The sequence below is a fragment of the Curtobacterium sp. 320 genome, assembly GCF_031455235.1.
In the GTDB taxonomy this organism is placed as follows: domain Bacteria; phylum Actinomycetota; class Actinomycetes; order Actinomycetales; family Microbacteriaceae; genus Curtobacterium.
In genome coordinates this window covers 155,980-180,749 of the sequence record NZ_JAVDSI010000008.1, presented here as the reverse complement: position 1 = coordinate 180,749, position 24,770 = coordinate 155,980, and the positions used below count along the sequence as shown (strand labels likewise).

The 24,770-nt window shown below is 71.8% G+C and carries 20 protein-coding genes and 1 tRNA gene; 1 reads left to right on the top strand and 20 read right to left on the bottom strand.

The features are described 5' to 3' along the window. Positions 1-38: 38 nt before the first annotated feature. The 7 genes from J2X60_RS12640 to J2X60_RS12610 all read right to left on the bottom strand — a co-directional run bounded on the left by J2X60_RS12640 (position 39) and on the right by J2X60_RS12610 (position 6,860). Positions 39-112, bottom strand: a tRNA-Leu gene (locus tag J2X60_RS12640). Positions 113-184: 72 nt separating this feature from the next. Continuing rightward, positions 185-1,672: an NAD(P)/FAD-dependent oxidoreductase gene (locus J2X60_RS12635; protein WP_070416771.1), complete on the bottom strand. Its 1,488-nt coding sequence runs from the start codon at positions 1,670-1,672 to the stop codon at positions 185-187. Between the two features lie 43 nt (positions 1,673-1,715). Next, complete coding sequence (locus J2X60_RS12630; RefSeq protein ID WP_309887912.1) at positions 1,716-2,264, bottom strand: DUF501 domain-containing protein; 549 nt, start codon at positions 2,262-2,264, stop codon at positions 1,716-1,718. A 35-nt stretch (positions 2,265-2,299) separates the two neighbouring features. Next, positions 2,300-2,833, bottom strand: coding sequence for a septum formation initiator family protein (locus J2X60_RS12625; RefSeq protein ID WP_070416773.1), 534 nt, complete (start codon positions 2,831-2,833; stop codon positions 2,300-2,302). A gap of 300 nt (positions 2,834-3,133) precedes the next feature. After that, complete coding sequence (gene eno, locus J2X60_RS12620) at positions 3,134-4,417, bottom strand: phosphopyruvate hydratase (protein WP_071294716.1); 1,284 nt, start codon at positions 4,415-4,417, stop codon at positions 3,134-3,136. A gap of 98 nt (positions 4,418-4,515) precedes the next feature. Then, on the bottom strand, positions 4,516-5,760 hold the full coding sequence (gene hisS / locus J2X60_RS12615) for a histidine--tRNA ligase (protein ID WP_309887909.1): 1,245 nt from the start codon (positions 5,758-5,760) through the stop codon (positions 4,516-4,518). Between the two features lie 317 nt (positions 5,761-6,077). Then, on the bottom strand, positions 6,078-6,860 hold the full coding sequence (locus J2X60_RS12610) for a MazG family protein (protein WP_309887907.1): 783 nt from the start codon (positions 6,858-6,860) through the stop codon (positions 6,078-6,080). A 121-nt stretch (positions 6,861-6,981) separates the two neighbouring features. On the opposite strand from J2X60_RS12610, the gene nhaA reads away from it, so the two are divergent. Next, positions 6,982-8,160, top strand: a complete 1,179-nt coding sequence (nhaA, locus tag J2X60_RS12605) for a Na+/H+ antiporter NhaA (RefSeq protein WP_309887905.1) — start codon at positions 6,982-6,984, stop codon at positions 8,158-8,160. 248 nt (positions 8,161-8,408) lie between these two features. Here the strand turns inward: nhaA and mfd are convergent, their stop codons facing one another. The 13 genes from mfd to J2X60_RS12540 form a co-directional block, all read right to left on the bottom strand. After that, a complete protein-coding gene (gene mfd, locus J2X60_RS12600) occupies positions 8,409-12,020 on the bottom strand; it encodes a transcription-repair coupling factor (protein WP_309887903.1) in 3,612 nt (1,203 codons plus the stop codon). A 79-nt stretch (positions 12,021-12,099) separates the two neighbouring features. Then, positions 12,100-12,684, bottom strand: a complete 585-nt coding sequence (gene pth, locus J2X60_RS12595; RefSeq protein WP_070416779.1) for an aminoacyl-tRNA hydrolase — start codon at positions 12,682-12,684, stop codon at positions 12,100-12,102. A gap of 30 nt (positions 12,685-12,714) precedes the next feature. Then, entirely contained in the window at positions 12,715-13,347 is a 633-nt protein-coding gene (locus J2X60_RS12590) for a 50S ribosomal protein L25/general stress protein Ctc (RefSeq protein ID WP_309778841.1), read from the bottom strand. A gap of 278 nt (positions 13,348-13,625) precedes the next feature. Next, positions 13,626-15,002 (bottom strand): RbtT/DalT/CsbX family MFS transporter, encoded by a 1,377-nt coding sequence (locus tag J2X60_RS12585; protein ID WP_309887901.1) that lies wholly within the window; start codon positions 15,000-15,002, stop codon positions 13,626-13,628. Positions 15,003-15,298: 296 nt separating this feature from the next. After that, complete coding sequence (locus tag J2X60_RS12580; protein WP_309887899.1) at positions 15,299-16,264, bottom strand: hypothetical protein; 966 nt, start codon at positions 16,262-16,264, stop codon at positions 15,299-15,301. Between the two features lie 7 nt (positions 16,265-16,271). Next, entirely contained in the window at positions 16,272-16,928 is a 657-nt protein-coding gene (locus J2X60_RS12575; RefSeq protein WP_309887897.1) for a response regulator transcription factor, read from the bottom strand. Continuing rightward, positions 16,925-18,142 carry a histidine kinase gene (locus J2X60_RS12570; RefSeq protein WP_309887895.1) on the bottom strand — a complete coding sequence of 406 codons (1,218 nt, stop codon included), beginning with the start codon at positions 18,140-18,142 and terminating at the stop codon, positions 16,925-16,927. Before J2X60_RS12570 ends, J2X60_RS12575 begins: the two co-directional genes overlap by 4 nt. A gap of 83 nt (positions 18,143-18,225) precedes the next feature. Next, the gene (locus J2X60_RS12565; protein ID WP_309887893.1) at positions 18,226-19,197 is read right to left on the bottom strand and encodes a hypothetical protein; all 972 of its coding nucleotides are present in this window, start codon (positions 19,195-19,197) and stop codon (positions 18,226-18,228) included. Positions 19,198-19,214: 17 nt separating this feature from the next. After that, positions 19,215-20,567 carry a D-mannonate dehydratase ManD gene (gene manD, locus J2X60_RS12560; RefSeq protein WP_309887892.1) on the bottom strand — a complete coding sequence of 451 codons (1,353 nt, stop codon included), beginning with the start codon at positions 20,565-20,567 and terminating at the stop codon, positions 19,215-19,217. Then, a complete protein-coding gene (locus J2X60_RS12555; protein WP_309887890.1) occupies positions 20,564-21,850 on the bottom strand; it encodes a mannitol dehydrogenase family protein in 1,287 nt (428 codons plus the stop codon). Before J2X60_RS12555 ends, manD begins: the two co-directional genes overlap by 4 nt. Next, positions 21,847-22,734, bottom strand: coding sequence for a sugar phosphate isomerase/epimerase family protein (locus J2X60_RS12550; RefSeq protein WP_309887887.1), 888 nt, complete (start codon positions 22,732-22,734; stop codon positions 21,847-21,849). The genes J2X60_RS12555 and J2X60_RS12550 overlap by 4 nt, the downstream gene beginning before the upstream one ends. Next, positions 22,731-23,927 carry a Gfo/Idh/MocA family oxidoreductase gene (locus J2X60_RS12545; protein WP_309887885.1) on the bottom strand — a complete coding sequence of 399 codons (1,197 nt, stop codon included), beginning with the start codon at positions 23,925-23,927 and terminating at the stop codon, positions 22,731-22,733. Before J2X60_RS12545 ends, J2X60_RS12550 begins: the two co-directional genes overlap by 4 nt. After that, complete coding sequence (locus tag J2X60_RS12540; protein ID WP_309887883.1) at positions 23,924-24,760, bottom strand: sugar phosphate isomerase/epimerase family protein; 837 nt, start codon at positions 24,758-24,760, stop codon at positions 23,924-23,926. The genes J2X60_RS12545 and J2X60_RS12540 overlap by 4 nt, the downstream gene beginning before the upstream one ends. Positions 24,761-24,770: the final 10 nt, after the last annotated feature.

Here is a 24,770-nt window from a genome sequence, read left to right as displayed (position 1 = left end):
AGTGTCCGCGGGGCCGAGTCTCGGCCGGCCGCTCGTCGTACCCCCGGTGGGACTCGAACCCACAACTCGGCGATTTTAAGTCGCATGCCTCTACCGATTGGGCCACGGGGGCGGGCCGCAACAGCCTACCGACGAAGACGAGGCGGCCACCCCGTGGGGTGACCGCCTCGTCTGGAGTGTGTCGCTACTTGGCGTCCGCCTCGGCCTTCACCGGCTCGGCGTCGTTCGAGACGTCCTTCGCCGGCTCGCCGTACGCGGGACCGGCGGCACCGGCGGGCTTGCCCTCTTCCGGAGCGGTGGTCGGCTTCGACGCCTCGACCGGTGCCGCGGGGGCCTCGGCTGCGGGCTTCGGACGGGACGCGAACGCCTCGAACGCGGCGCGCGGGGTCTCGCGGTCGTCGAGCGACGCGATGTCGCGGCCGAGGAAGAAGCCACCGACCCAGTCGCCGATGACGCGCCACTTGCGCTCCCACGACGGCATCGCCAGGCCGTGGTAGCCGCGGTGGGCGCCCCAGGCCAGGAAGCCCTTCATGGCGAACTTGCCGGACTGGAAGACGCCGATGCCGAGACCGAGGCCGGCGACGGCACCGAGGTTCTCGTGCTTGTAGTCGGTCGTCGCCTCGCCGCGGATCGTCGCGACGAGGTTCTTCGCGAGCTGCTTCGCCTGGCGGACGGCGTGCTGGGCGTTCGGCACGCAGAACCCGCCGACGCCACCACCGGTGAGGTCCGGCACGGCCGCGACGTCACCACAGGCCCACGCGTCGGCGATCACGCCGTTGTCGTCGACCACGCGCAGGTCGGGCTGCACGCGGATGCGGCCACGCTGCTCGAGCGGGAGGTCGGTGCCCTTGACCATCGGGTTCGCCATGACACCGGCGGTCCAGATGATGAGGTCGGACTCGATCTTCTCGATCGCGCCGTCGTTGGTCTTGAGCTCGCAGACGCCGCCGACCGCCGAGGCCAGCTGCGTCTCGAGGTGCACCGTGGCGCCGCGCTGCGCGAGGTTCTTGAGCACCCAGTGCGACGTCTCGAGCGACACCTCGGGCATGATGCGGCCCATCGCCTCGACGAGGTGGAAGTGCGTGTCGTCGAACGACAGCTCGGGGTAGCTCTTGAGCAGGTCGGAGACGAACGAGCGGAGCTCGGCGAACACCTCGATGCCGGCGAAGCCACCACCGACGACGACGACGGTCAGCAGGCGGTCACGCTCCGGGCCGGCCGGCAGGGTCGCGGCCTTGTGGAAGTTCGTGAGGATCTTGTCGCGGATCGCCGCGGCCTCTTCGATCGTCTTCAGGCCGATCGCCTCGTCGGCGACGCCCGGGATCGGGAAGGTACGCGAGACCGCACCCGCGGTCATGACGATCTGGTCGTAGGACTCCTCCCACGCCTCGCCCTCGGCCGGGGTGATCGTCGCCGTCTTGCTGGCGTGGTCGACCTTCGTGACCTTGGCGGTGACGACGCGCGTCTTCTTGAGGTGACGGCGGTGGGAGACGACGGCGTGACGCGGCTCGATGGAACCGGCGGCGACCTCGGGGAGGAACGGCTGGTACGTCATGTACGGCAGCGGGTCGACCATGACGACCTCGGCTTCGCCCTGACGAAGGTGCTTCTCGAGCTTCCAGGCGGTGTAGAAGCCGGCGTAACCGCCGCCGACGACGAGGATCTTGGGCACGGTGGATGATCTCCTTGGAGTGGGGTGGTTGCCGGGAGGCTGGTCAGAATTCGCCGCCACCCGCCCCGACTCCGGCGTCTGCTCCCTCATCATACGCCCGGCACTCACACCGGGCAGGCGTCCAGCTCACGCGCTCGAGCGCGAGGTCGCCGATGGGGTTGACGCCGGGTCCGGCGGCGAGGGCGTGGCCGACGAGGGCGTGCAGGCACTTCACACGGGTGGGCATGCCACCAGCGGTGATGCCGTCGATCTCGTCGACGTGCTCGATCGACTCGCGATCGGCGAGGTAGGACTCGTGCGCCGCGCGGTACTGCTCGGCGACGGTCGGGTCCTCGAGCAGGGCTGCCAGCTCGGGCATGACCTGGTTGGCCTCGAGGGTGCTGACCGCGGCGGTGGCCGCGGGATGGCACAGGTAGTACAGCGTCGGGAACGGGGTGCCGTTCGACAGCCGGGGCTTCGTGGACACGACGGTGGGGTTGCCACAGACGCAGCGAGCAGCGATCCCGATGACGTCACGCGCCGGTCGGCCGAGCTGCGCCGAGACGACCTGGATGTCGCGTTCGGAGGGCGGGTCGAAGGGAGGGGTCGTCACGGGTACGTGAGCCTACCGGAGTCCCGCGCGTCGTCCTACTTCGTGTCGCCGGTGCCGGAGACGTCCGGAGCGACGAGCTGCTGCGTGGTCTCGTCGGTGAGCCCCGAGGTCAGCACCGACGACAGCATCGCCTGCACCCAGTCGACCTTCGGCGTCTGCACGGTCGAGCTCACGGGCGTACCGGAATCGGTCGTCGGCGTCGACTCGGCCTTCCGGTTCTCGCTGCCCATCACGAGGTAACTCTCCTCGCCGGGGTACACGTAGAGCAGTCGGTCCCGAGCCTGCGCCTCGATGTACGCGGGATCGTCCCAGCGCGCGACGTCCTTCTTCTTCTGGGCGACGTCGGCCTTCTGGCTCGCGACCTCGCGCTGCTGCTGGGCGATCTGCTCCTGCTGCTGGATCAGGGTCCGGAGTGACGGTGCGAGCACGACGACGAACAGCACGATGATGGCCAGCATGAGCAGGCTGAACCCGGAGAACCGGATCGAGCGGTACCACGGCTGCTCGGACGAGCCGCCCTCGGGCAGCGCCACGGGGACGCGGCGGACACGGGGCTTCTGACTGGGCACGGTCCGACGATAACCCGCCGGCGGGCCTGCTGGCGGTCGGCACGCGGCCGTTCGGCGCCCTCTCAGCGGGCGATCCAGGAGGCGCGGCGCACCCCCGGAACGCTGCCAGCGCCCGGCACGCGGTCGCGCAATATGCGGCGGGCGTTCCACCGAGGTCGCACGATCGGTCGCCCGCGTCCGGCTGAAGCGGCAGTTCGTGCGACCTCGACGGTCGGCGAGCGGCATGTCGTGCGACCTCGGCGGCCGAACGACGAGACGCCGCCCTCCCGAGGGAGGACGGCGTCTCGCAGAGGCGCTGGGTTACAGGGAAGCCGAGCGCGGGAAGGCCGAGCGGCCCGCGTAGACCGCGGCGTCGCCGAGCTCTTCCTCGATGCGGAGCAGCTGGTTGTACTTCGCGACCCGGTCCGAGCGGGCCGGGGCGCCGGTCTTGATCTGGCCACCGTCGACCGCGACCGCGATGTCCGCGATCGTGGTGTCCTCGGTCTCGCCGGAGCGGTGCGACAGGATCGCCGTCATGCCGTGGCGCTGCGCGAGGGAGACGGCGTCGAGCGTCTCGGTCAGGGTGCCGATCTGGTTCACCTTGACGAGGATCGAGTTCGCGGCCTTCTCGTCGATGCCCCGCTGCAGGCGCGTCGGGTTCGTGACGAACAGGTCGTCACCGACGATCTGCACCTTGTCGCCGAGCTCGGCGGTCAGGTGCGACCAGCCGGCCCAGTCGTCCTCGGCCAGCGGGTCCTCGATCGTGGCGAGCGGGTAGTCGCGGACGAGCTCGGCGAAGTAGGCCGTGAACTCCTCACCGGAGAGCTGCTTGCCCTCGAACGCGTACTTGCCGTCGTGGAAGAACTCGGTGGAGGCGACGTCGAGGCCGAGCGCGATGTCCTTGCCCGGCGTGAAGCCGGCCTTCTCGATCGCGGCGAGCAGGAAGTCCAGCGCGGCGCGGTTGGACGCGAGCTCCGGGGCGAAGCCGCCCTCGTCGCCCAGGCCGGTCGCGAGGCCCTGCTTCTTCAGCTCGCCCTTGAGCGCGTGGTAGGTCTCGACGCCCCAGCGGAGCGCCTCGGAGAAGGACTCGGCGCCGTAGGGCACGAGGAAGAACTCCTGGATGTCGACGTTGGTGTCGGCGTGCGCGCCACCGTTGACGACGTTCATGAGCGGGACGGGCAGCGTGTGCGCGTTCGGGCCGCCGAGGTAGCGGAACAGCGGCAGGTCGGCCGAGTCGGCGGCCGCGCGTGCGACGGCGAGCGAGGCGCCGAGGATCGCGTTCGCACCGAGGCGCGACTTGTTCTCGGTGCCGTCGAGCTCGATGAGCGCGGCGTCGACGAGGCGCTGGTCGGTCGCGTCGAAGCCCTCGAGCGCCGGACCGATCTCGTCGAGGACCGCGTCGACGGCCTTGAGGACGCCCTTGCCGCCGTAGCGGGAAGCGTCGCCGTCACGGAGCTCGTACGCCTCGAACGCACCGGTGGAGGCGCCGGACGGGACGAGTGCGCGCGAGACGACCCCGTCGTCGAGCAGGACCTCGACCTCGACCGTCGGGTTGCCTCGGGAATCGAGGACTTCGCGTGCGCCTACGGCGTCGATCTGGGCCACGGGGTACTCCCTACACGTTCGGTTGTGGTGATTGCGGAGTCGATCCTAGCGAGGCGCGGGTGAACACGAGGCGTGCATGACGGGCGACTGTGGAGAACTCACGCCAGCGGGCGGAACTCCACACCCTCGAGCGACTGCGTGTCGGCACCCACGGAGGCGAACGCGTCGAACCCCTGCGCGACGAGTCCCGCGAGCAGGTTCTTCATGTTCTTCGTGCGTCGCTCGAGCCGGACACGACGGTGCCCCTCGAGCGCTTCCGCCTTGAGCGCCGCGAGCCGGACCGGGTCGACGTCCTTGTCGTACACGAGCACGACGGCGTCGGACTCGGCGGACTCGGGGAGCGTGACGAGGTCGACGAGCCGCTCGAACCCGAGGGAGAACCCGACCGCGGGCACGTCCTGCCCGAGGAACCGGCCGATCATGCCGTCGTAGCGCCCACCACCGCCGAGGCTGTAGCCGAAGTCGGGGTGCGCGACCTCGAAGATCGTGCCCGTGTAGTAGCCCATGCCACGGACGAGTGTCGGGTCGAAGCGCAGGTCGACGCCCGGGAGCGCCGAACGGAGTCGCTGCAGGTCCTCGAACGCGTCGGCGTCGAGCCACGTGGCTCCCCCGACGGCGTCCCAGTCGGCGGCCTCGAGCGTGCGGATCGTGTCCTCGAGCCCGGGGAGCTCGACGCCGACGGTCTCGCGGAGTTCTGCCGCCACGCCGTCCGGCCCGATCTTGTCGAGCTTGTCGATCGTGATGAGCGCACGGTCGGCGGCGGTCGGCTCGGTGATCCCCCACGACCCGAGGAGCGCGAGGAGGATCCGGCGGTCGTTGATCCGGATCGTGGTGCCCTGGATCCCGAGCGCGTCGAGGGCAGCGGTCGTCGCCCGGATGAGTTCGATCTCGGCGAGCTGCCCGGGCTCACCGAGAATGTCGATGTCGCACTGCACGAACTGCCGGTAGCGCCCCTTCTGCGGGCGTTCGGCACGCCAGACCGGGGCGATCTGCACCGACCGGAACACCGACGGCAGTTCGGCCCGGTGCGTGGCGTAGAAGCGCGCGAGGGGCACGGTGAGGTCGAACCGCAGCCCGAGGTCGGCGAGGTCGAGCGGCGCACCGGCGCGTTGCAGGTCCTCGGTGGAGAGCCCGCGCTTCATGACCGCGAACGCGAGCTTCTCGTTGTCGCCGCCGAGGCCCGAGTGCAGGCGGGCGGCGTCCTCGACGACCGGGGTCTCGATCTCGTCGAACCCGTGGCGCGCGTACACGTCGCGGATCACGCCCAGGACGTGCTCGCGCCGGGCCTTGTCTGCCGGGAGGAAGTCACGCATGCCACGGGGAGCCGTCACGGTCGGAGCCATGGATCGATTCTGGCAGATCGACCTCCCCGGCTTGCACACGTTCCGACCGGCTGATATTCTTCATCCAGAACCTCGGTTCGACGGGTGCCTGATCCATCCGACGGACCGATCGCGTGGGCAACGTGCTGCAGTGTGCCCCGCGGTTCGAGTGGGCTGCTCCATCGGCACCGCATCCCTGGTGGTGCCGTCGGCCCGCTCGCGGGCGTCCTCCTTTTTTCGGGTTGGGAGGACGCCCGCACTTCCCTCGCCCGCGGCCCCAGCACCGCGCACCCGCACTCGCACCGCGCACCCGCACCGCTCAGGCGCGGCAGGTCGCCTCACTCTCCGACGCGGCCGGCCGACTCCAGCTCAACGACCGCGGCACGCAGACTGGAGATCGGGTCGATCCCGGTGCCACGCGCCTCCGCGATCATCGCGAGCACGGCGGTCCCCCACCCGGCGTCCACGACGGCACCACCGGCGCCTTCCACCCGCACATCCCGACCAGGACCCGTGTCCGGAACCGCACCGGCGTCCGGAACCGCACCCGCGGCCCTCGATCGCGCCCCCGCACCCGCAGCACCAGCGTCCGGGACGCCACCCGCGCCTCCCGACCGCGCCCCCGCGCCCGCCCCCGCGACGACGGAGGCGACGACCGCGTCGGAGTCCCCCCGTTCCTCCAGGCGTTCCAGCAGCTTCACTGCCCGCTCCATCGGCGGCATCGCCCGGGGGACCCCGTCGAAGACGCTCCGCCGCGAGGACTTCTCCGCAGCCTTGGCCGCCCGCCAGACCCGCACGACGTCCTCCACGGTGTCCGCCCGCTCGTCCCCGAACACGTGCGGGTGCCGGCGCACCATCTTGTCCCGGGCGCCGGCGGCCACGTCCTCGAGGTCGAACGACTCCGCAAGTCCCGCGTGGAGGACCACCTGGTAGAGCACGTCGCCGAGCTCCTCGCGGAGTTCGTCGTCATCCCCGGAGTCGATCGCGTCGACGAGCTCGTACGACTCCTCGACCGCGTACCGCGCCAGCGAGGCATGGGTCTGGGCGCGGTTCCAGACGCACCCTCCGGCGGGGTCGAGCAGGCGGTCGACGACGGTGACGAGGTCCGAGACGGCGGTCATGCGGTCATCGTGCCACGCAGCACACGGTGGACGCCGCGGAAGGGCGGCCGGTATGCTGTACGTGGCGTGTCGGGAAGTCTGGTCGACGATCTCCCACCCGACCCTTCTCCGACGGAGCTCCATGCCGGCAATCGTCCGTTCCCCTCGTTTCAGCGCCATCGCACTCCTCACCGCGGCGGTCCTCGGGCTCGTCGTGGCGAACTCGCCGCTCGGCCCCGGCCTCGAGCACCTCCTGCACGTGCACGCCCCGTGGGGTGCGGTCGGACTCGACCTCTCGGTGTCGCACTGGATCAGCGACGGGCTGCTCGCGGTGTTCTTCCTGCTCGTGGCGATCGAGCTGAAGCACGAGCTCGTCGCCGGTGAGCTGTCGAACCCGAAGACCGCGATCATCCCCGCCATCGCGGCGGTCGGCGGGGTGCTCGTCCCGGCCGGCATCTACCTCGTCGTGACGACGGGGACGCCGTACGGGCACGGGTGGCCGATCCCGACCGCGACGGACATCGCCTTCGCGCTCGGCGTCCTGGCGATGTTCGGTCGCGGGCTGCCCTCGACGCTCCGGGTGTTCCTGCTGGCCTTGGCGGTGCTCGACGACCTCATCGCCATCATCATCATCGCCGTCGTGTTCGCGCACGACACCGACTTCCTCGCGCTGGCCGGCGCCGTCGTCGTGCTCGCGCTCTTCGGGCTGCTCGGCAAGGCCCTGCGCCCCGGGCGTCCCGGCCAGGCCTGGGTCATCGCGGGCATGGTCGTGCTCGGTGTCCTCACGTGGTGGCTCGTGTACCACTCGGGCGTGCACGCGACGATCGCGGGCGTGGCGCTCGGGCTCGTCCTACCGCGCCGCCCCGGGCACACGCTGCACGGCAACGTGGAGCCGTGGTCGAACGCGATCGTCCTGCCGGTGTTCGCCTTCGCGTCGGCCGCGGTGGTGGTGCCCGCCGTCGGCATCGGGGAGCTCTCGCCGACCTTCTGGGCGGTGGTGCTCGCGCTGCCGGTCGGCAAGGTGATCGGCATCACGCTGTTCGGGGCGGTGGCGACGCGGATCTTCCGGGCGCCCGGCCGCTCGACGCTGTCGTTCTGGTCGATCGTCACGGTGGGGGTGCTCGGCGGGATCGGGTTCACGGTCTCGCTGCTCATGAACGAGCTCGCCTTCGCCCGCAACGAGGAGATCCTCGACGAGGGTGTGCTCGCCGTCCTCGTCGGCTCGGGCATCGCGATCGTGGCCTCCGCCGTCGTGGTCAGCCTGCGGGCGCGGCGGTACCGGGCGCGGCGGGAGCTCTCCGAGGCCGAGGCGACCGAGTAGCGGGGTCGCGCGGGTCCGTGCGAGTCCCGCGGGGTGCTGACCCGGAACGACATCGTCGCCGTCGTACGACGACCACGATGTCGTCCGTTGCGCGCGCGCACTCTTGCACGCGCGCTCGGGCGACGTTGTCGCTGTCGTACGACATCGACAACGTCGCATCGAGTCCGCACCGAACAGCGCGCACGCCCGCACGCGCCCGCCCGCGCGCGCACCGTCGCCACGCAGGCGCGCGACGCCAGCCCGCCCGACTACGCCGCCGGCGTCTCCGCCGGCGCCTTCGACGCCCCGTACACGGCGGTCAGGATGCTCTCCACCCACTGGATGAGCGCAGCGTCCGGCAGGGTCTCACCGTGCGGCTTCGGCAGCGGGATGCTCGCCGCGTCCTGCTGCGGGAACCACCGGGCCCCCGGGAACATCCGCTTGAGCCGCACCTGCGCCGAGTCGGCGAGCTCCTTGCCCGCGACGCGCAGGTTCGACCCCATCACGACGACGTCGGAGAGCCCGACCTGCTGCGCCATCCGGCGGAGGCGCGAGACCTCGACCAGGGTGAGCACGGCCTGCGGCGGCTGGCCGTACCGGTCGGTGAGCTCGTCGAGGACCATGTCGATGCCCTCGGCCTGGGCCGCGGGGGCGGAGGCGGCGGAGAGCTTCTGGTACGCCTCGAGCCGGAGCCGCTCGGACTCGACGTAGTCGTCCGGGATGTGCGCGTCGACGGGGATCTCGAGCCGGAGCTCGGTCTGCCCCTCGGCGACGTCCCCGCGGAACTGCGAGACGGCCTCGCCGATCATGCGCAGGTAGAGGTCGAACCCGACGCCCGCGATGTGGCCGGACTGCTCCCCGCCGAGCAGGTTGCCCGCCCCGCGGAGTTCGAGGTCCTTCATGGCGACCTGCATGCCCGCGCCGAGCTCGTTGTTCGCGGCGATGGTCTCGAGGCGGTCCTGCGCGGTCTCGGACAGGGGCTTCTCGGCGTCGTAGAGGAAGTACGCGTACCCGCGCTCACGCCCTCGGCCGACACGACCGCGCAGCTGGTGCAGCTGCGACAGCCCGTACTTGTCCGCCTTGTCGATGATGAGCGTGTTCGCGTTCGCGATGTCGAGGCCGGTCTCGATGATGGTGGTCGAGACGAGGACGTCGAACCGGCGCTCCCAGAAGTCGACCATCACCTGCTCGAGCGTCGACTCGGACATCTGCCCGTGCGCGACGGCGATGCGGGCGTCCGGGACGATCTCGGCGAGGTGCGCGGCGACGGACTGGATGTCCTTCACGCGGTTGTGCACGTAGAACACCTGCCCCTCGCGCAGGAGCTCGCGGCGGATGGCGGCGGCGACCTGCAGGTCGGACTGCGGCCCGACGAAGGTGAGGATCGGGTGGCGGTCCTCGGGTGGGGTGGCGAGGGTGGACATCTCGCGGATGCCGGTGACGGCCATCTCGAGCGAGCGCGGGATCGGCGTCGCGGACATCGCCAGGACGTCGACGTTCGTCTTGAGCTTCTTGAGTTGGTCCTTGTGCTCGACGCCGAACCGCTGTTCCTCGTCGATGATGACCAGGCCCACGTCCTTGAACTGGATGCCCTGCGACAGGATCCGGTGGGTGCCGATGACGATGTCGACCGTGCCGTCGGCGAGGCCCGCGATCGTCTCCTTCGACTCCTTCTCGGTCTGGAACCGGCTGAGGGCGCGCAGGTGCACGGGGAAGCCGGCGAAGCGCTCCTGGAAGGTCTCCATGTGCTGGCGCACGAGGAGCGTCGTGGGGACGAGCACCGCGACCTGCTTGCCGTCCTGCACGGCCTTGAACGCGGCACGGATCGCGACCTCGGTCTTGCCGTAGCCGACGTCGCCGGAGAGCAGGCGGTCCATCGGGATCGGCCGCTCCATGTCGCGCTTGATCTCGTCGATGGTGGTGAGCTGGTCGGCGGTCTCGGCGAACGGGAACGCCTCTTCCAGCTCGCGCTGCCATGGGGTGTCCGGGCCGAAGGCGTGCCCCTTCGACGCCATCCGCGCGGAGTAGAGCTTCACGAGGTCGACGGCGATGTCGCGGACGGCCTTGCGCGCCTTCGACTTCGCCGAGGCCCAGTCCGAGCCGCCCATCTTCGACAGGGTCGGGGACTCGCCCCCGACGTACCGCGAGAGCTGGTCGAGCTGGTCGGTGGGCACGAAGAGCTTGTCGCCCGGGTACCCGCGCTTCGACGGCGCGTACTCGAGCACGAGGTACTCGCGCTGGGTCTTCACCGCGTTGCGGCCGCCGGAGCTCACCTCGCGCGAGACGAGCTCGACGAACTTCCCGATGCCGTGCGTGGCATGCACGACGACATCGCCGGGCTTGAGCTGCAGCGGGTCGACGACGTTCTTCCGCCGGCTCGCGAGCTTCTTGACGGTGCGCGCGCCCTGCTGGACGCTGCGGCCGTAGAACTCGGCCTCGCTGAGGACCGCGATGCGCGGATCCGGGGTGGCGAAGCCGTGCTCGACGGTGGCGGTCGTGACGACGGCGACGCCGGGCTCGGGAGGCGCGGTGACGGTTTCAGCACGGGCGGCGACCCCCGCGTCGGCGAGCACCTGCACCGCCCGTTCGACCAGCCCCTGGCCCTGGGCGGTCACCACGACGGCCCACCCGTCGTCGGTGAGCTGCTTCACGTGCGCGATCGCGCCGTCCGCGCTGCCGGCGAAGCTCGGGATCGCCTCGGCCCGGACGCGGATGTAGTCGCCCGCCTCGGCCACGGCTTCGGCGTCGGTGAGCACGCGCTCGGCGTCGCCCTCGTCCAGCCCGGAGTCGAACGGGGAGACCGTCCACCAGGTGCGCTGCCCGCGGCCGTTCTTGAGCTGCTGGACGGTGAGGAAGTTGCCGGCGTCGAGGTCGATCGGCGCCTGTGCACCCGCGACCGCGGCGCTCCAGGCGGCCTGCAGGAACTCGGTGTTCGTCTCGGCGAGGCTGTGCGCGCGGCCGCTCACCCGCTCGGGCGAGAACACCGCGATGACGGAGTCGTCCGGCAGGTAGTCCGTGACCGGTACGAGGTCCTGCACGAGCGCGGGGGCGAGGGACTCCATGCCCTCGACCGGGATCCCCTCGGCGATCTTCGCGAGCATCTGGGAGAGGTTGGGGAACTCGTGCAGCATCTCGCGCGCCCGCTGCCGGACGTCGTCGCTCAGCAGGAGTTCGCGCGAGGCCGTGAGCTCGACGGAGCCGAGGTCGTCGTCGGTCGTGCGTTGGTCGGCGACGGAGAAGGCCTTGATCGCCTCGATCTCGTCACCGAAGAAGTCGACGCGGACCGGGTGGTCGGCCGTCGGCGGGAAGACGTCGAGGATGCCGCCGCGCACGGCGAACTCGCCGCGGCGGGTGACGAGGTCCACCCGGGCGTACGCCATGTCCACGAGCTGCCCGGCGATGGTGCCGAGGTCGTTGCCGCGGGACTCGGTGCGGAGGGCGATCGGCGCGAGGGAGGTGAGGTTGCCCGCAATCGGCTGCAGCGCCGCCCGGACGCTCGCCACCACCACGGTCGTGCGGCGCTCGGCCACGGGGGCGTCCTGCCACGCGGCGAGCTTCCGGAGGGTCGCGATGCGCGTGCCGACGGTCTGCGCGCTCGGGCTGAGCCGTTCGTGCGGCAGGGTCTCCCACGCGGGGAACTCGAGGACCTCGGCATCGGGGAGGTAGCTGCCGACCGATGCGCGGACGGCCTCGGCCTCGCGCCCGGTGGCCGTGATCACGAAGACGCACTGTGGCCCGGTGCGTTCGGCCAGCAGGGCGCCGAGCAGTGGCACGCGCAGACCGTCGACGACCGAGAAGTCGGCGTCACGGGGTGCGGCGCGGAGGACGCGATCGAACGCGGAGGCGCGCGAGAGCGCAGGGATGATGCCCGAGATCGTCACTCAGGAGATGGTACCGGCCACCACTGACACCGGCCGCTCTGTGCGCGACCGGCGAACGCACGGCACCGGGCAGCGCCGCTCAGGACGGGGCGTGCACGCGCTGCTGCGCGGCGAGGAGCCCGAGGTCCGCGATCGCCTCGACCGCGTCCGCGCCGTCCGCCAGCAGGTTCGGCAGCGTCTTCTTCTCGGTCGGCGAGAAGTCACGCAGCACGTAGTCGGCGGGGTCCTGGCGCCCGGGGGGTCGGCCGATGCCGATCCGCACGCGGGTGAACTCGTTGGTCCCCGTTGCCTTGATGATGTCGCGGAGGCCGTTGTGCCCGCCGTGCCCGCCACTGCCCTTCAGGCGGACGGTGTCGAACGGCAGGTCCAGCTCGTCGTGCACGACGACGAGGTCGGCCGGGGTGGCGCTGTAGAACCCGAGCACGCTCGAGACCGGGCCACCCGAGGTGTTCATGAACGACCCGGGCTTGGCGAGCACCAGGCGGGGTCCCCCGGGAACCAGGCGCCCCTCGGCGACCTGGTTCGGGGTCTTGTGCTTCTTGAACGTCGCGCCCATGCGAGCGGCGAGTTCGTCGAGGACCATCTGGCCGACGTTGTGACGGTTGCCCGCGTAGCCGGGCCCGGGGTTCCCGAGCCCGACCACGACGAGCGTCTTGCCTGTCATCAGCGTCGGCCAGATGTCCGTGGAGGGGTGTTACTCGGAGTCGGCCGGGGCGGAGCCGCCCTCGGTGCCGGACTCGGCGCCCGCCTCGGCAGCGGCCTCGTCGGCGGCGTCGTCGTCGGCGGTGCCACGCGGGGTGACGATCGCGACGACGAGTGCCTCGGCGTCGGTCTCGAGCTCGGCGCCCTCGGGGAGCTGGAGCTGCGAGGCGTGGATCTGCGTGCCGTCCTCGAGGCCCTCGACGTCGACGACGACGTGCTCGGGGATCGAGGTGGCGAGCACCAGGAGCGAGACCGTGTTGAGGTCCTGCACGTGGATGGTGCCGGAGAAGGACTCGCCCTCGACGACGACGGGCACGTCGACCGTGACCTTCTCGCCGCGGCGCAGGACCACGAGGTCGATGTGCTCGATGATCTGGCGCACCGGGTCACGCTGAACGTCCTTGACGAGGGCGAGCTGGGCCGCACCCTCGATGTCGAGGTCGACGACCGCGTTGGCGGTACGGACGAGCAGCATGGTCTCGTGGCCGGGCAGCGTGATGTGCTTCGGCTCGGTGCCGTGGCCGTAGACGACCGCGGGGATCTTGTCGGCGGCACGGAGCTTGCGAGCAGCGCCCTTGCCGAACTTGGTGCGGACTTCCGCTGCGAGCTTGGTGTAGTCGGCCATGGTGTCTCCTGGTCTCGGGGACGACACCGGGGTGCCGGCATCGTGGGGGTCTGTGGTGTTGCAACTCGAACGCGTGCACGCGTGAGGAACGTTCCCAAGCTGGGCCGGGTCTCCCACCGCGTCGATCACGGCCGCGCATGCGCGGCCCTCGCCGAAGTCAGTCACCGAGTCTAGCAGGACCGATCCGGGCGTGTCGCACCGTGCCCTGGACGTCGGCGCAGGCGGCCTGGAGGCGCGGTGCGGGCCCGCACCGCGCCTCCAGGACGCAGGTGGTCGCGTCAGTGGCCCGCCGCTTCGGCGCCCTCCGGCACCTTGAGGAAGGACAGCACCACGAACGCGAGCACGTAGAGGCCGACGAACGTCCAGACGACGCCGCCGGGGCCGCCCCAGGGCAGCACGGCGCTGACGACGGCGTTGCCGAGGAACGTCGCACCACCCGCTGCGGTGGCGTACATGGCCATCGCGGCGCCACGGCGCTCCTCGCCGGCGAAGGCAGGGACGATCGCGCCCATCGGCGTGAACCCGGCGAGCATGATGCCGAAGACGGTGCCGGCGGCGGTCGCCAGCCAGAAGCCCCACTCGGAGCCGGCCGGCACGAGGTGCGGGACGTACCACCACGCGAGCAGGCCGATCGCCGAGGCGCCGATGCCGAACCACTTCACGGTGCGGATCCAGCCGATGCGGTCGCCGAGGGCGCCGAAGAACGCGTTGAACAGGATGTTGCCGGCGTAGACGATCACGGTCATCGTCAGCCACTTCGACTGGCCCCAACCGAGCTCCGTGCCGATGATCGCGGGCATGATCACGAACATGCCGAACTCCGGGGCGGTGTTCACGAGCCGGATGAGGACCGCGAGCAGGACCTTCGGGCGCTTGACGCAGACCTCGATGCCGCTCGCGATCACCCGGGCAGCGGAGTGCGAGCGCGGCGCGATCCGACCGAGGCCGGTGGGCTCGTGCACGCCGAACCGGACGATCGCCCAGCCGACCGCGACGAGGAGCAGCGACAGCGCCATCGACCAGGTCTCCCCGGTGTGGCCGCCGCCGAACGCGGGGATGGTGCCGATCGCGATGAGCGAGCCGAGCGTCGGCAGGCCGCCGGTGAACACGACGTAGAACCAGCCGACGGCGGTCGCGTTCCGCTCGCGGGCGACCGTGTGGTTCACCCAGCAGAGGAACGAGAACGCGAACAGCGGGAAGCCGAGGCCCCGCAGGAAGTACGTCAGCGCGATGAGGCCGACCGACCCGGTGGGCAGCGCCGCGAGGAACGCGACCTGGAACACGACCCAGAGCACGGCGCCGATGGTCATCACCCGGCGCGGGCCCCAGAGCTCGGACAGCACTCCGGCGAAGTACGACGCGACGAGGACCGCGACGCCGTAGAGGCCGATCACCATCGCGGCGCTGTCGACCCCGCCGGAGCCGAGCGCCGCCGCGATGTGCGGGGAGATGAAGTTCGACTCGATGCCGTCGCCGGTCATGAAGACCAGGACGCCGAGGAAGCCCCAGCGCAGCGGGTGCGGGATGCCGAGGCGGGCGAGGAGTCCCTCGCGGACGGCGGCGGCCGGCGGTGGTGCGGCGGTGCCGGACTCGGGTGCGGTGACGCCGTTCGGCGGCGTGAGGGTGGTGGTGCGGGCGGTGCGGGGTTCCGACATGTGTCGTCTCTCCTGGAGGGGCCCCGGAGTGCTCGACCCGGCATCGCGGCATGTCTCCGGGGTGCGCCGCGCGCCGTGCAGCACCTCGCCCGCGCAGTGGCTGCGGGTGGGGTGCTGCGTCGGCGATGATGCGAGTCCTGTACCCGGGCCGCCCGGTGCTGTCGTCGGGGCGGACCCGGCGGACCATCGCCGGCCCGAAGCATGGTGCCCGAGATTAGACCGCTCCAACGCAGTCCGTCAAGAACGACAACTGTTGGGTAACGATGTGGGCTCCGGGGCCGCTCGCAGAGTACTGGTCAGTCCACGTCGGACGGCGCCGCCGGTGCCAGGTCGCGGATGAACTCGTCGAGGTGCCGGTCGACCTCGCGTTGATCGGGCTCCGCCGCGCGCAGGACCGCGGCGTCCGAGGCCGTCACGTGCAGAAGCCGCTGCCACTCGGCGTCGTACAGCGCCTCGCGGTAGCCCGACGAGTCCTGGCAGGCGACGTCCCGCTCGGCGATCGCGACCTCGGCGTCCTGCACCGGCGTCGACACCAGGTTCGTGCCGTAGTCCATCCGCATCGACTGCGAGGGCATCTCGCTCGGCGCTCCGGGCAGGTCGGCGACGGCGGCGTCCGCCATGCACGTCCGCCAGCGCGCCGCTGCCGTCACGACCGTCTCGTCGTTCCGCGCGGCCGTCCCGGCGAGGAACGTCAGACGCTTCGCGGTCATCGAGGCGCTCTGCACGCTGCCGTCCGCGTCGGCGGTCCCGACGGTGCGTTCGGCCTGGCGGAAACAGCGTGTGACGGCGGACTGCGAGGCGTCGGCGAAGGCGGCGTTCCGCTCCGGGTCGTCACCCCACGCGCGGCGGCCGTCCCGGTTCGCGCCGACGGTCGACGGCGCGTGGTAGCCCCGCGTCCGCGCGGTGTCCTCGTCGAGCGGGCGGGTCGACGACAGCGCCGGGGCCGGGTTGCCGCGCTCGGGGGGCTCCGCCGCATCCGAGGCCGCTTCGAGGCCGTCGATGGTCGCCCACGGCGGCGGGAAGTCGATGCCCGCCTTCCGCAGGCACGGCTGCATGACGAGGTCCTCGCCGTAGGAGGCCTTGTCCGACCCCGGCTGGACCCAGCCGTCCAACGGCATCGCCCACGTGGCGACGTCCCGCTCGACGGTCGGCTCGATCGCTCGGTCCGCCGGTTCGGGGAGGGCGTGCACGACGCCGGCGCCGAGTCCGACGAGCACGAGGGCGAGGGTGCCGGTCTTCGCGGCACGGATGGTGAGTCGCATGGTTCCCCTAGGCGCGGACGAGGCCGCGTTCGTGTGCGGTGATGACGACCTGGATGCGGTTCCGGAGTCCGAGCTTCGTGAGCACCGCGCGCACGTGGGACTTCACGGTCGCCTCGCTGAGGAACACGGCAGCGGCGATCTCCTGGTTGCTGAGCCCCTTCGCGACGAGCAGGAAGACCTCCCGCTCGCGGGCGGTCAGGGCGTCGAGGACCTCGTCACGTCGGTGCGTCTCGACGGGCACGCCCTGGGCGCGCAGGAGGTCGAGCGCCTCGGCCTCGGTCGGCGCCGGGCGCCCCTCGTGCACGTCGCGGATCGTGGCGGTCACGACGTCCGGGAGCGCGTCCTTCGTGAGGAACGCCGCCGCCCCGCCCCGGAGTGCGGCGAGCACCGCGTCGTCGCGGCGGATCGTGGTGAGGGCGACCACCCGGGGCCGGTTCTCGCCGGTCGCAGCCAGCCGGGCGAGCGTCTCGATGCCGTTCAGCACCGGCATGCGCAGGTCGAGCAGGAGGACGTCGGGCTGCACGGACGCGCACAATTCCAGGGCCGCGGCACCGTCCCCCGCGGTCCCCACGCAGGTCATGTCGGGCTGTGCGTCCAGGAGCATCTGCATGCCCGACGCGAAGAGTCGTTGGTCGTCGGCGACCGCCACGCGGACCGGGGTCACCGGGCCGCCTCCAGCTCGCCGACGACCGCCACGGGCAACCACGCGGTGACGACGAACTCGTGCTCCTCGTCGCCGGCCCCGGCCCGCAGCCACCCGCCGACCAGTCGGGCCCGCTCCTGCATCCCCGCGATGCCGGAACCGCGACCGTCCGCGACGACGAGCGGGACCGCCCCCGTCGACGTGACGACCACGCCGAGCCCGGGGCCCCGCCAGTCGAGGACGACCCGGACGGTCGCCGTGCGTCCCTGGTGCTTGAGCGCGTTGGTCAGGCTCTCCTGCACGATCCGGTGCACGGCGCCCTGCGCGGCCGGAGCGAGGAAACCGGGCTCGCCGTGCTCCTCGAGGACGGCGTCCATACCGAGCTCGCGCATGTCGGCGACGAGGTCGGGCAGATCCGTCAGCCCGTGCGGCGCGTCGGGTCCGGCGCCCTGGATCCGCTCGACGAGTGCCCGGACGTCGCCGAGTGCGGAACGACTGACCTCGGCGATGTCCTGCAGTGCCCGGGAAGCGTGCTCGTCCCGCACCGCGATCGCCGCCGCCCCCTGCGCCTGCGACACCACGACGGCGAGCGAGTGGGCCAGCGAGTCGTGCACGTCCCGGGCGATCCGCGCGCGCTCCTGCTCGGCCCGCAACTCGGCGCTCGTCACCTCGGTCTCGTGCTCGGCCCGCGCCGTGCGGACCCGGGCGAGGCCGATCCGCCACGTCGCTCCGATCGCCACGCCGACCGCCCAGGCGATCCCGCTGCCGCCGGCGATGGTCAGCGCGAGGAACACCAGGTCCGAGCGGGTGCCCGCGGTGGACCCCGTCCAGGTCGCCCACACGTCCTGGTCCGCCGCGGAGGCGACCACCATCGCCCAGGCAGCGGCAGCGCTGCCGACGCCGAGCGCCGGGATCGCGAGCCACCGCAGGAGGTCGGAGCGTCCCGCCCCCACGATGCCGGCGACGATCGCGATCGCGAGGTACTCGGGCCAGACCGTCGCATCGGGGCGCGCGAGCAGCCGCAGCGCCTGCAGCAGTGGCACACCGGCGATCATCCCGAGCGCGGTCGCCGGCATCCAGGCCGCGAGCCCGATCGCGACCGCGAAGGCGACGAGGACGACGACGTGGTCGGCGTCCGTGCGGCTGGCCTCGGCGACGAGCCACAGCACGAGGTAGACGGCCCCGGCGATCGGGGCGACGAGGTGCCGTGCACGGCGACGGAGGAAGAAGCGCATGCGGCCGAGCGTAGGGGCGGTGTCCGGCGGGGAGCGAGCGCTGGAGGCGGCTTTCATCCGAGTGGATGAGGCTCGGCCAGTGGTCAGCGGCCGACCTCGCGTCGGTGTTGCTGGGCGGCCGCGAGGATTTCGCGGGCTCGGTCGCTCGTGGTCTCGGCATCGTCACGGGCGTGCCCGAGTCGCGTGACCTCGGCCGTGGCGTCGGCGAGCTGGCGTTCGAGGTCGGTCCGGCGGGCCTCGGCGGTCGCGAGGGCGTCCTCGGCCGCGTCGAGTGCGGCGTCGGCGTCGCGGGAGTCCGTCCGTGCGGCCGTCTCGGCCTCGCGCGCTGCGCGGCGTTCGGCGGCCGGGTCGGTCTCGCGTGAGGAGTCCCGGGCAGGCTCGGGCTCGCGGTCCGGCTCGCGGTCCGGCTCGCGGTCCGGCTTACGTTCGGGCTTGTGGCCCGGCTTGCGTTCGGGCTTGCGGTCGGGTTTCCGGGGGGCGCGGGTCGTCTCCGCCGCGCGTCTCCCCTCCGTGATGGGGATCGGCGCCGCGCCGCTCCCCGACCACGCATCGGGCACCGCATCGGGATCGGCGAGCGCCCCGTCGAGGTCCACGTCGTCGAACCCGGCGCTCTCGAGCGCGCGGACGAGGAGCCCGGAGCGCACCGCGGCACCGGCGTGCGGGTCCGCCATCGCGGCCTCGATCGTCGCCCGCACCTGGTCGAGCACGGCCGGTGTCACCGGGTGCCCGGCATCGGACGCGAGGTCGGCACCGGCCTGCGTGAGCGCGTCGACCACGCCCGCTCGCTGACGCCGGAGCTTCCGGATGACGGTCGGGTCGGCGTCCGCCTGTGCCTGGCGGATGGCGGGTCCGAGGTCGACGGCCTCGTCCAGTGCGCCCTCGTGCGCCAGCAGGTCGATGACCCAGGCGGCCGGCGCCGGCTTCCGGAGGCCGCCGATCGCCGTCGCGAGGGCACGGTCGTCCTTCCGGACCGCCCGCTGACGAGCCGTCCGCTCGGCGACGAAGTCCGCGGGCGCGACGAGGAGCAGTTCCCTCGCCACGTCCGCGAACCCCATGCGGCCCAGCTTGCCCGCTACCAGTCGTGGACGGTGCCGTCGGCGAGGCGGTTGAAGGGCAGGTACGCCTGCTCGTAGGGGTACTTGCCCGCCTCGTCGACGTCGAGCGAGACCCCGAGGCCCGGCTCGTCGCCGGGGTGCAGGTACCCGTCGGTGAAGGTGAAGGTCTGCCGGAACACCTGGTTCGTCTTCGGGCCGTGCTGCATGTACTCCTGGATGCCGAAGTTGTGGATCGCCAGCCCGAGGTGCATCTGCGCCGCGAGGCCCACCGGCGAGATGTCGGTCGGCCCGTGGAACCCGGACTTGATCTGGTACATCGCGGCGTAGTCCATCGTCTTCTTGAGCGGGGAGATGCCGCCCATGTGGGTCACGGCACCGCGGACGTAGTCGATGAGCTGGTCGCGGATGATGTCCTTGAAGTCCCAGATCGTGTTGAAGACCTCGCCGATCGCGAGCGGCGTCGTGGTGTGCTGCCGGACGAGCTTCAGGGCCTCCTGGTTCTCGGCCGGGGTGCAGTCCTCGAGCCAGAACAGGTCGTACGGCTCGAGCGACTTGCCGAGCTTCGCCGCCTGCAGCGGGGTCATCCGGTGGTGGCCGTCGTGCAGCAGGGGCAGTTCGGGGCCGAACTCGTTCCGGACGGCCTCGAACACGGTGGGCACGTGGCGCAAGTACGCCCGGGTGTCCCAGTCCTCCATCGCGGGGAACGCACCGCGCTGCGCGGGCTCGAAGTCGTAGCGGACGCCCTCGTTCCCCGTCGTCGTCTTGTTCGACGCGATGCCGTAGATCGACTCGAGGCCGGGGACGCCCGTCTGCACGCGGATCGAACGGTAGCCCTCGGACTGGTGCTCACGGATGGAGTCGAACAGCTCCGGCAGCTCCTTGCCCGAGGCGTGGCCGTACGCCATCAGCCCGGTCCGGGAGGCGCCGCCGAGCAGCTGGTACACGGGCATTCCCGCGACCTTGCCCTTGATGTCCCAGAGCGCCATGTCCACCGCGGCGATCGCGGCCATGGTGACCGGACCCCGCCGCCAGTACGACGAGCGGTAGAGGAACTGCCAGGCGTCCTCGATCCGGCTCGCGTCGCGGCCGACCAGCAGCGGCACGACGTGCTCGGACAGGTAGGTGGCGACGGCGAGCTCACGACCGTTCAGGGTGGCGTCGCCCAGCCCGGTGACGCCGTCGGCGGTGGTGAGCTTCAGCGTCACGAAGTTGCGGTTCGGGCTCGTGACGATGACCTCGGCGCGGTCGATCAGCTGCCCACGGTCGGCCGACGCCCACGTGTCCGGACGTCCGGCGGTCGGATCGGTCGCCGCGCCGGCGTCGGTCGCACCCGGCACCGGGGTCGCGGGGTTCGTCGTGGTGTCGGTCATGCGTGGACTCCTTCGTCGGTTCTCGTGCGCTCCGCGGTGTCCCGCGCGGCACGGATGCGGTCGGCCGCGGCGGTGATCGCCGCGACGACGGGGGTGGTGTCGAGGTCGGTGGCGATGACGCGCAGCACGTCGTGCACGTCCGAGTCTGCCCCGGGGGCTCCGTCGTCGCTCACCAGGTCGGGCTGCTCGGTCAGGTGCAGCCACCACGCCGCGATGGCGGTCGCGGCACCGGGACCGATGCCCGCGGACGGGTCGCGGTCCAGCCGGCGCCGGAGCACGTCGACCACGCGGACGGGGAGCTTCTCGGAGCCGCCGGCGGCGATCTGCCGGAGGGTGTGCCGGATCCGGGGGTTCGCGAACCGGTCGACCAGGGCGTCGCGCGCCGCGGCGACCTCGGCCGCGGGCAGCGGGAGCTCGAGCGCCGCTTCGTCCCAGAGCTGCTCGACGGCCGCCCGGCAGACGGGGTCGCCCATCGCGGAGGCGACCGTGTCGTGGCCGAGCTGCAGACCGAGGTACGCCAGCAGTGAGTGGGACCCGTTCAGGAGCCACAGCTTCCGCTGCTCGTACGGGGTGACGTCGTCGACGATGCGGACGCCGGCGGTCTCCCACGCCGGACGGTCGATCCCCGCGAAGCCGTCCTCGAGCACCCACTCCGCGAACGGTTCGGTGACCACGGGCACCCGGTCGCCGTCGAGCGCACCGGGGAGCTCCGCCAGCGCCGCCACGTCGTCGTCGGTCGTGGCCGGGGTGATCCGGTCGACCATCGACGAGGGGAACGAGACGTTCGCGTCGACCCAGTCCTGCAGCGCCGGGTCGGACACGGCGGACGTCACCGCGTCACGGAGCACGTCGCCGTTGTGGGTCAGGTTGTCGAGGCTGACGAGCGCGATGCGCCCCGACCCCGCGGCGCGGCGGGCTTCGAGCCCCTCGACCAGGCGGGCCGGGACGTCGGAACCGGACCGGTAGCCCTGCTCGGTGACCGTCAGCGTGACGATCGTGGTCTCCGGGGACGCGACCACGTGCCTCCAGGTCGAGGAGTCGCTGCCCGGGTGGGCGGCCACGATCGTGTCGACCACCTCGGCGTCGTCGCCCGAGGCGGCCCGGGTGACGAGCGTGTACCGGCACCCCTGGACCTGCAGCGCGTCGGCCGTGTCCGGCGAGCGTCCGGTGAAGGCGGTGATGCCCCAGGGCTCGCCGTCGGCGTGCGCCGTGTACCAGGCGGGGTGGGCGCGCGCGAACGCACCCACCCCGAGGTGCACGATGCCGGGTCGGCGATCGGTCATGCCGACACCGGGACGAGGGACCGCAGGTACGCCAGGTTGTCGGCGGTGCGGGCCTCGAGCGGGAGGTCGGTGGAGAAGTCCTCGATCGTGACCCAGCCGTCGTAGCCGACCTGGCGGAGCGCGTCGAGGTACTCGGAGACGGACGCCTGGCCGGTGCGCAGCGGTGCCCACTCGTTCTGCCAGATCGTGCTGCCGTCGGCCCGGGTGTCGCCGGTGTCGACCCAGCGGGCGTTCTTCACGTGCGCGTGGGCGAGGTACGGGCCGAGGAGCTCGAACGCGGCGAGGTGGTCCTCGTACCCCTCGATCACGAGGTTGCCGAGGTCGTGGATGACGCCGACGTGCTCCGGGTCGAGGCCGTCGACGAGCCGGAGCGCCGCCGACGCCGAGGGCGTGATCGTCATGTGGTGCAGCTCGACGAGCGCCTTCACGCCCAGCTCCGTCGCACGGGAGACGGCCCACTCGAGGTCCGCCCGGGTGCGGTCGAAGATCTGCGTGTAGGTCTCGCCGGTGCGCTCCTTCTCCTGCCGGTACATCGGCATCGAGACGCGGACCTGGCGGGCGCCGAGCTCGCTCGTGACGCGGAGCATGGTGTCGACGCCGTCACGGTTCGACGCCTGCTGGTACCCGCCGATGCCGGAGTACTCCAGCCCGGCGGCGTCGGTGGTGCGGGCGATCTCGCCGACCTGGTCCTCGATGCCGGTGAACTGCCACGTGGAGTTGTTGCCGGCCCAGAACGAGCGCCCGGCGGGCACCGTCTCGCCGGAGGCCGGACGGTCGTCGACGATGCGCCATTCGATGCCGTCCCAGCCCTGCTCGGCGAGTGTCTGCGCGGCCTGTGACGGGGTCCAGTCGGGGGTGGAGGCGGTGAACACGGAGAACTTCATCGGGTGGCTCCTTCTGCTGCGTGTGCGCCGACGACGGGGACGACGTCGTCGTACGCGCCCTCGATCACGTCGTCGATCCGGACGGGCTTGCCGAGTGTCGCGCTGATGTAGAGGCCGCGGACGGTGGCGAGGGACACGAGGGCCGCGTCGACCGTGACGCCGGGTTCGCGGCCGTCGCGGATCGCCGCGACGATGTCGGTGTACTGCCGCGCGTGACCGGCGGCGAAGTGGTCGGGTTCGGCCGGACCGCCGACGACGTGCTCCGGCGGGACGACCTCGTCCTTCTGGTCGACCGCGCCGGCGACGGCCGTGGCGTTCGCGGTGGTGGACGCGGACTCGAGCGTCGCCGCGTCGGGGGCGATGTGGAAGTACGCCAGGCGGTCGTCGTCGACGATCGCGGACCCGTGCGTGCCGTAGACGGCGTAGCGGGCGGAGAGGCCCGGGTACGCGGCGGTCGTGCAGTGGATGACGCCGAGCGCTCCCCCGGCGAACCGGACGGTGGCGACCGCAGTGTCCTCGACCTCGATCCGGTCGTGCGCGAGCAGGCCGGTCTGCGCCGAGATCTCGACCGGACGGCCGAGCGCCCAGACGAGCAGGTCGACGGTGTGCACGCCCTGGTTCATCACCGCGCCGCCGCCGTCGAGCGCCCAGGTGCCGCGCCAGTCGCCGGAGTCGTAGTAGCCCTGCGAGCGGTACCAGGCGACGCTCGCGAGGCCGGAGGTCACGGTGCCGAACCCGCCGTCGTGGGCGGCTGCTGCAACGGCGGCGGAGGCCGGGTCGAATCGGTGCTGGCTGATGACGCTCGTCACCAGTCCGCGCGCTCGTGCGGAGGCGGCGAGTGCGGCGATCTGCCGTGCGCGGGGCATCGTGGTGTCGAGGGGCTTCTCGATGACGACGTGCTTGCCGGCGGCGAGGGCGGCTTCGGCCAGCTGGACGTGCATGCCGGACGGCGAGCAGATCGCGACGACGTCGATGTCGGTCTGCGCGATCGCTTCCTCGATGGTGGACGTCGTGATGGGGCGGGTGACGCCCATCGCCTCGATCTCGTCGGCGGCGCTCGTGGCCGCTGCGGGGATCGCGTCGACGAGGGCGACGACCTGCAGGTCCGGGTGGTGGACGGCGACCTTGGCGTGGTGGCGTCCGATGACGCCGGCGCCGACGACGGCGAGCTTGAGCGGGGTGGGTTCGGTCATCGCAGGGTGACTCCGATCTGGTCGGTGAGCTTCCGGAGGGCACGACCGGCGCGGCCGAACGCCGCGGGGCCGGAGAATCCGCCGAGGTGGGTGAAGTCGCTGAGGTGCGGCTCGAGCGAGGCGTAGCCGGAGTACCCGGCGTCGCGCAGCGCGGTGAGGGTCTGCAGCAGTTCGCCGTCGCCCTCACCCGCGGGGACCACCGACGAGTCGGCGGCGAGGGCGTCCTTGACCTGCAGGTAGTCGACGTACGGCGCGAGCTGTGCCCATCCGTCGGTGAACGGCTTGACGCCGCACTGGACGTAGTTCGCGTTGTCCCAGGCGAGTCGGAGCGCGGGCGAGCCGACGCTCTCGACGATGTCGAGCACGCGTGAGGGGACGTCGCCGTAGATGTCCTTCTCGTTCTCGTGCAGCAGCGTGACGCCCTCGCGCTCGGCGAGGTCGGCCAGGGCGCGCATCCGGACGAGGACGTCGTCGCGGACGGCTTCGGGCTGCCGGCCCTCGAAGTAGAACGAGAAGATCCGGATGTTCGTGGTGCCGAGGGCGTGCGCGGCGACGATCGCGCGGCCGAGGCGTCCGACCTCGTGCTCGACGGGTTCGTCGACCGACACCTTGCCGATCGGCGAGGCGATGGCGGACACGGTCTGCCCGCGGTCCTCGAACAGACGGTGCAGGCCGGCGAGCTGGTCCTCGTCGAGGTCGACGACGTTCACCCCCCACGCGCTGCGGACCTCGATGGCGCTGGCGCCGAGCGCCTGCAGCACCGCGACCTGGATCGCCGGATCGGCGTCGATCTCGTCGCCGAAACCGGAGAGTTCCCAACTGGGCTGGGTCATTGCATTCCCT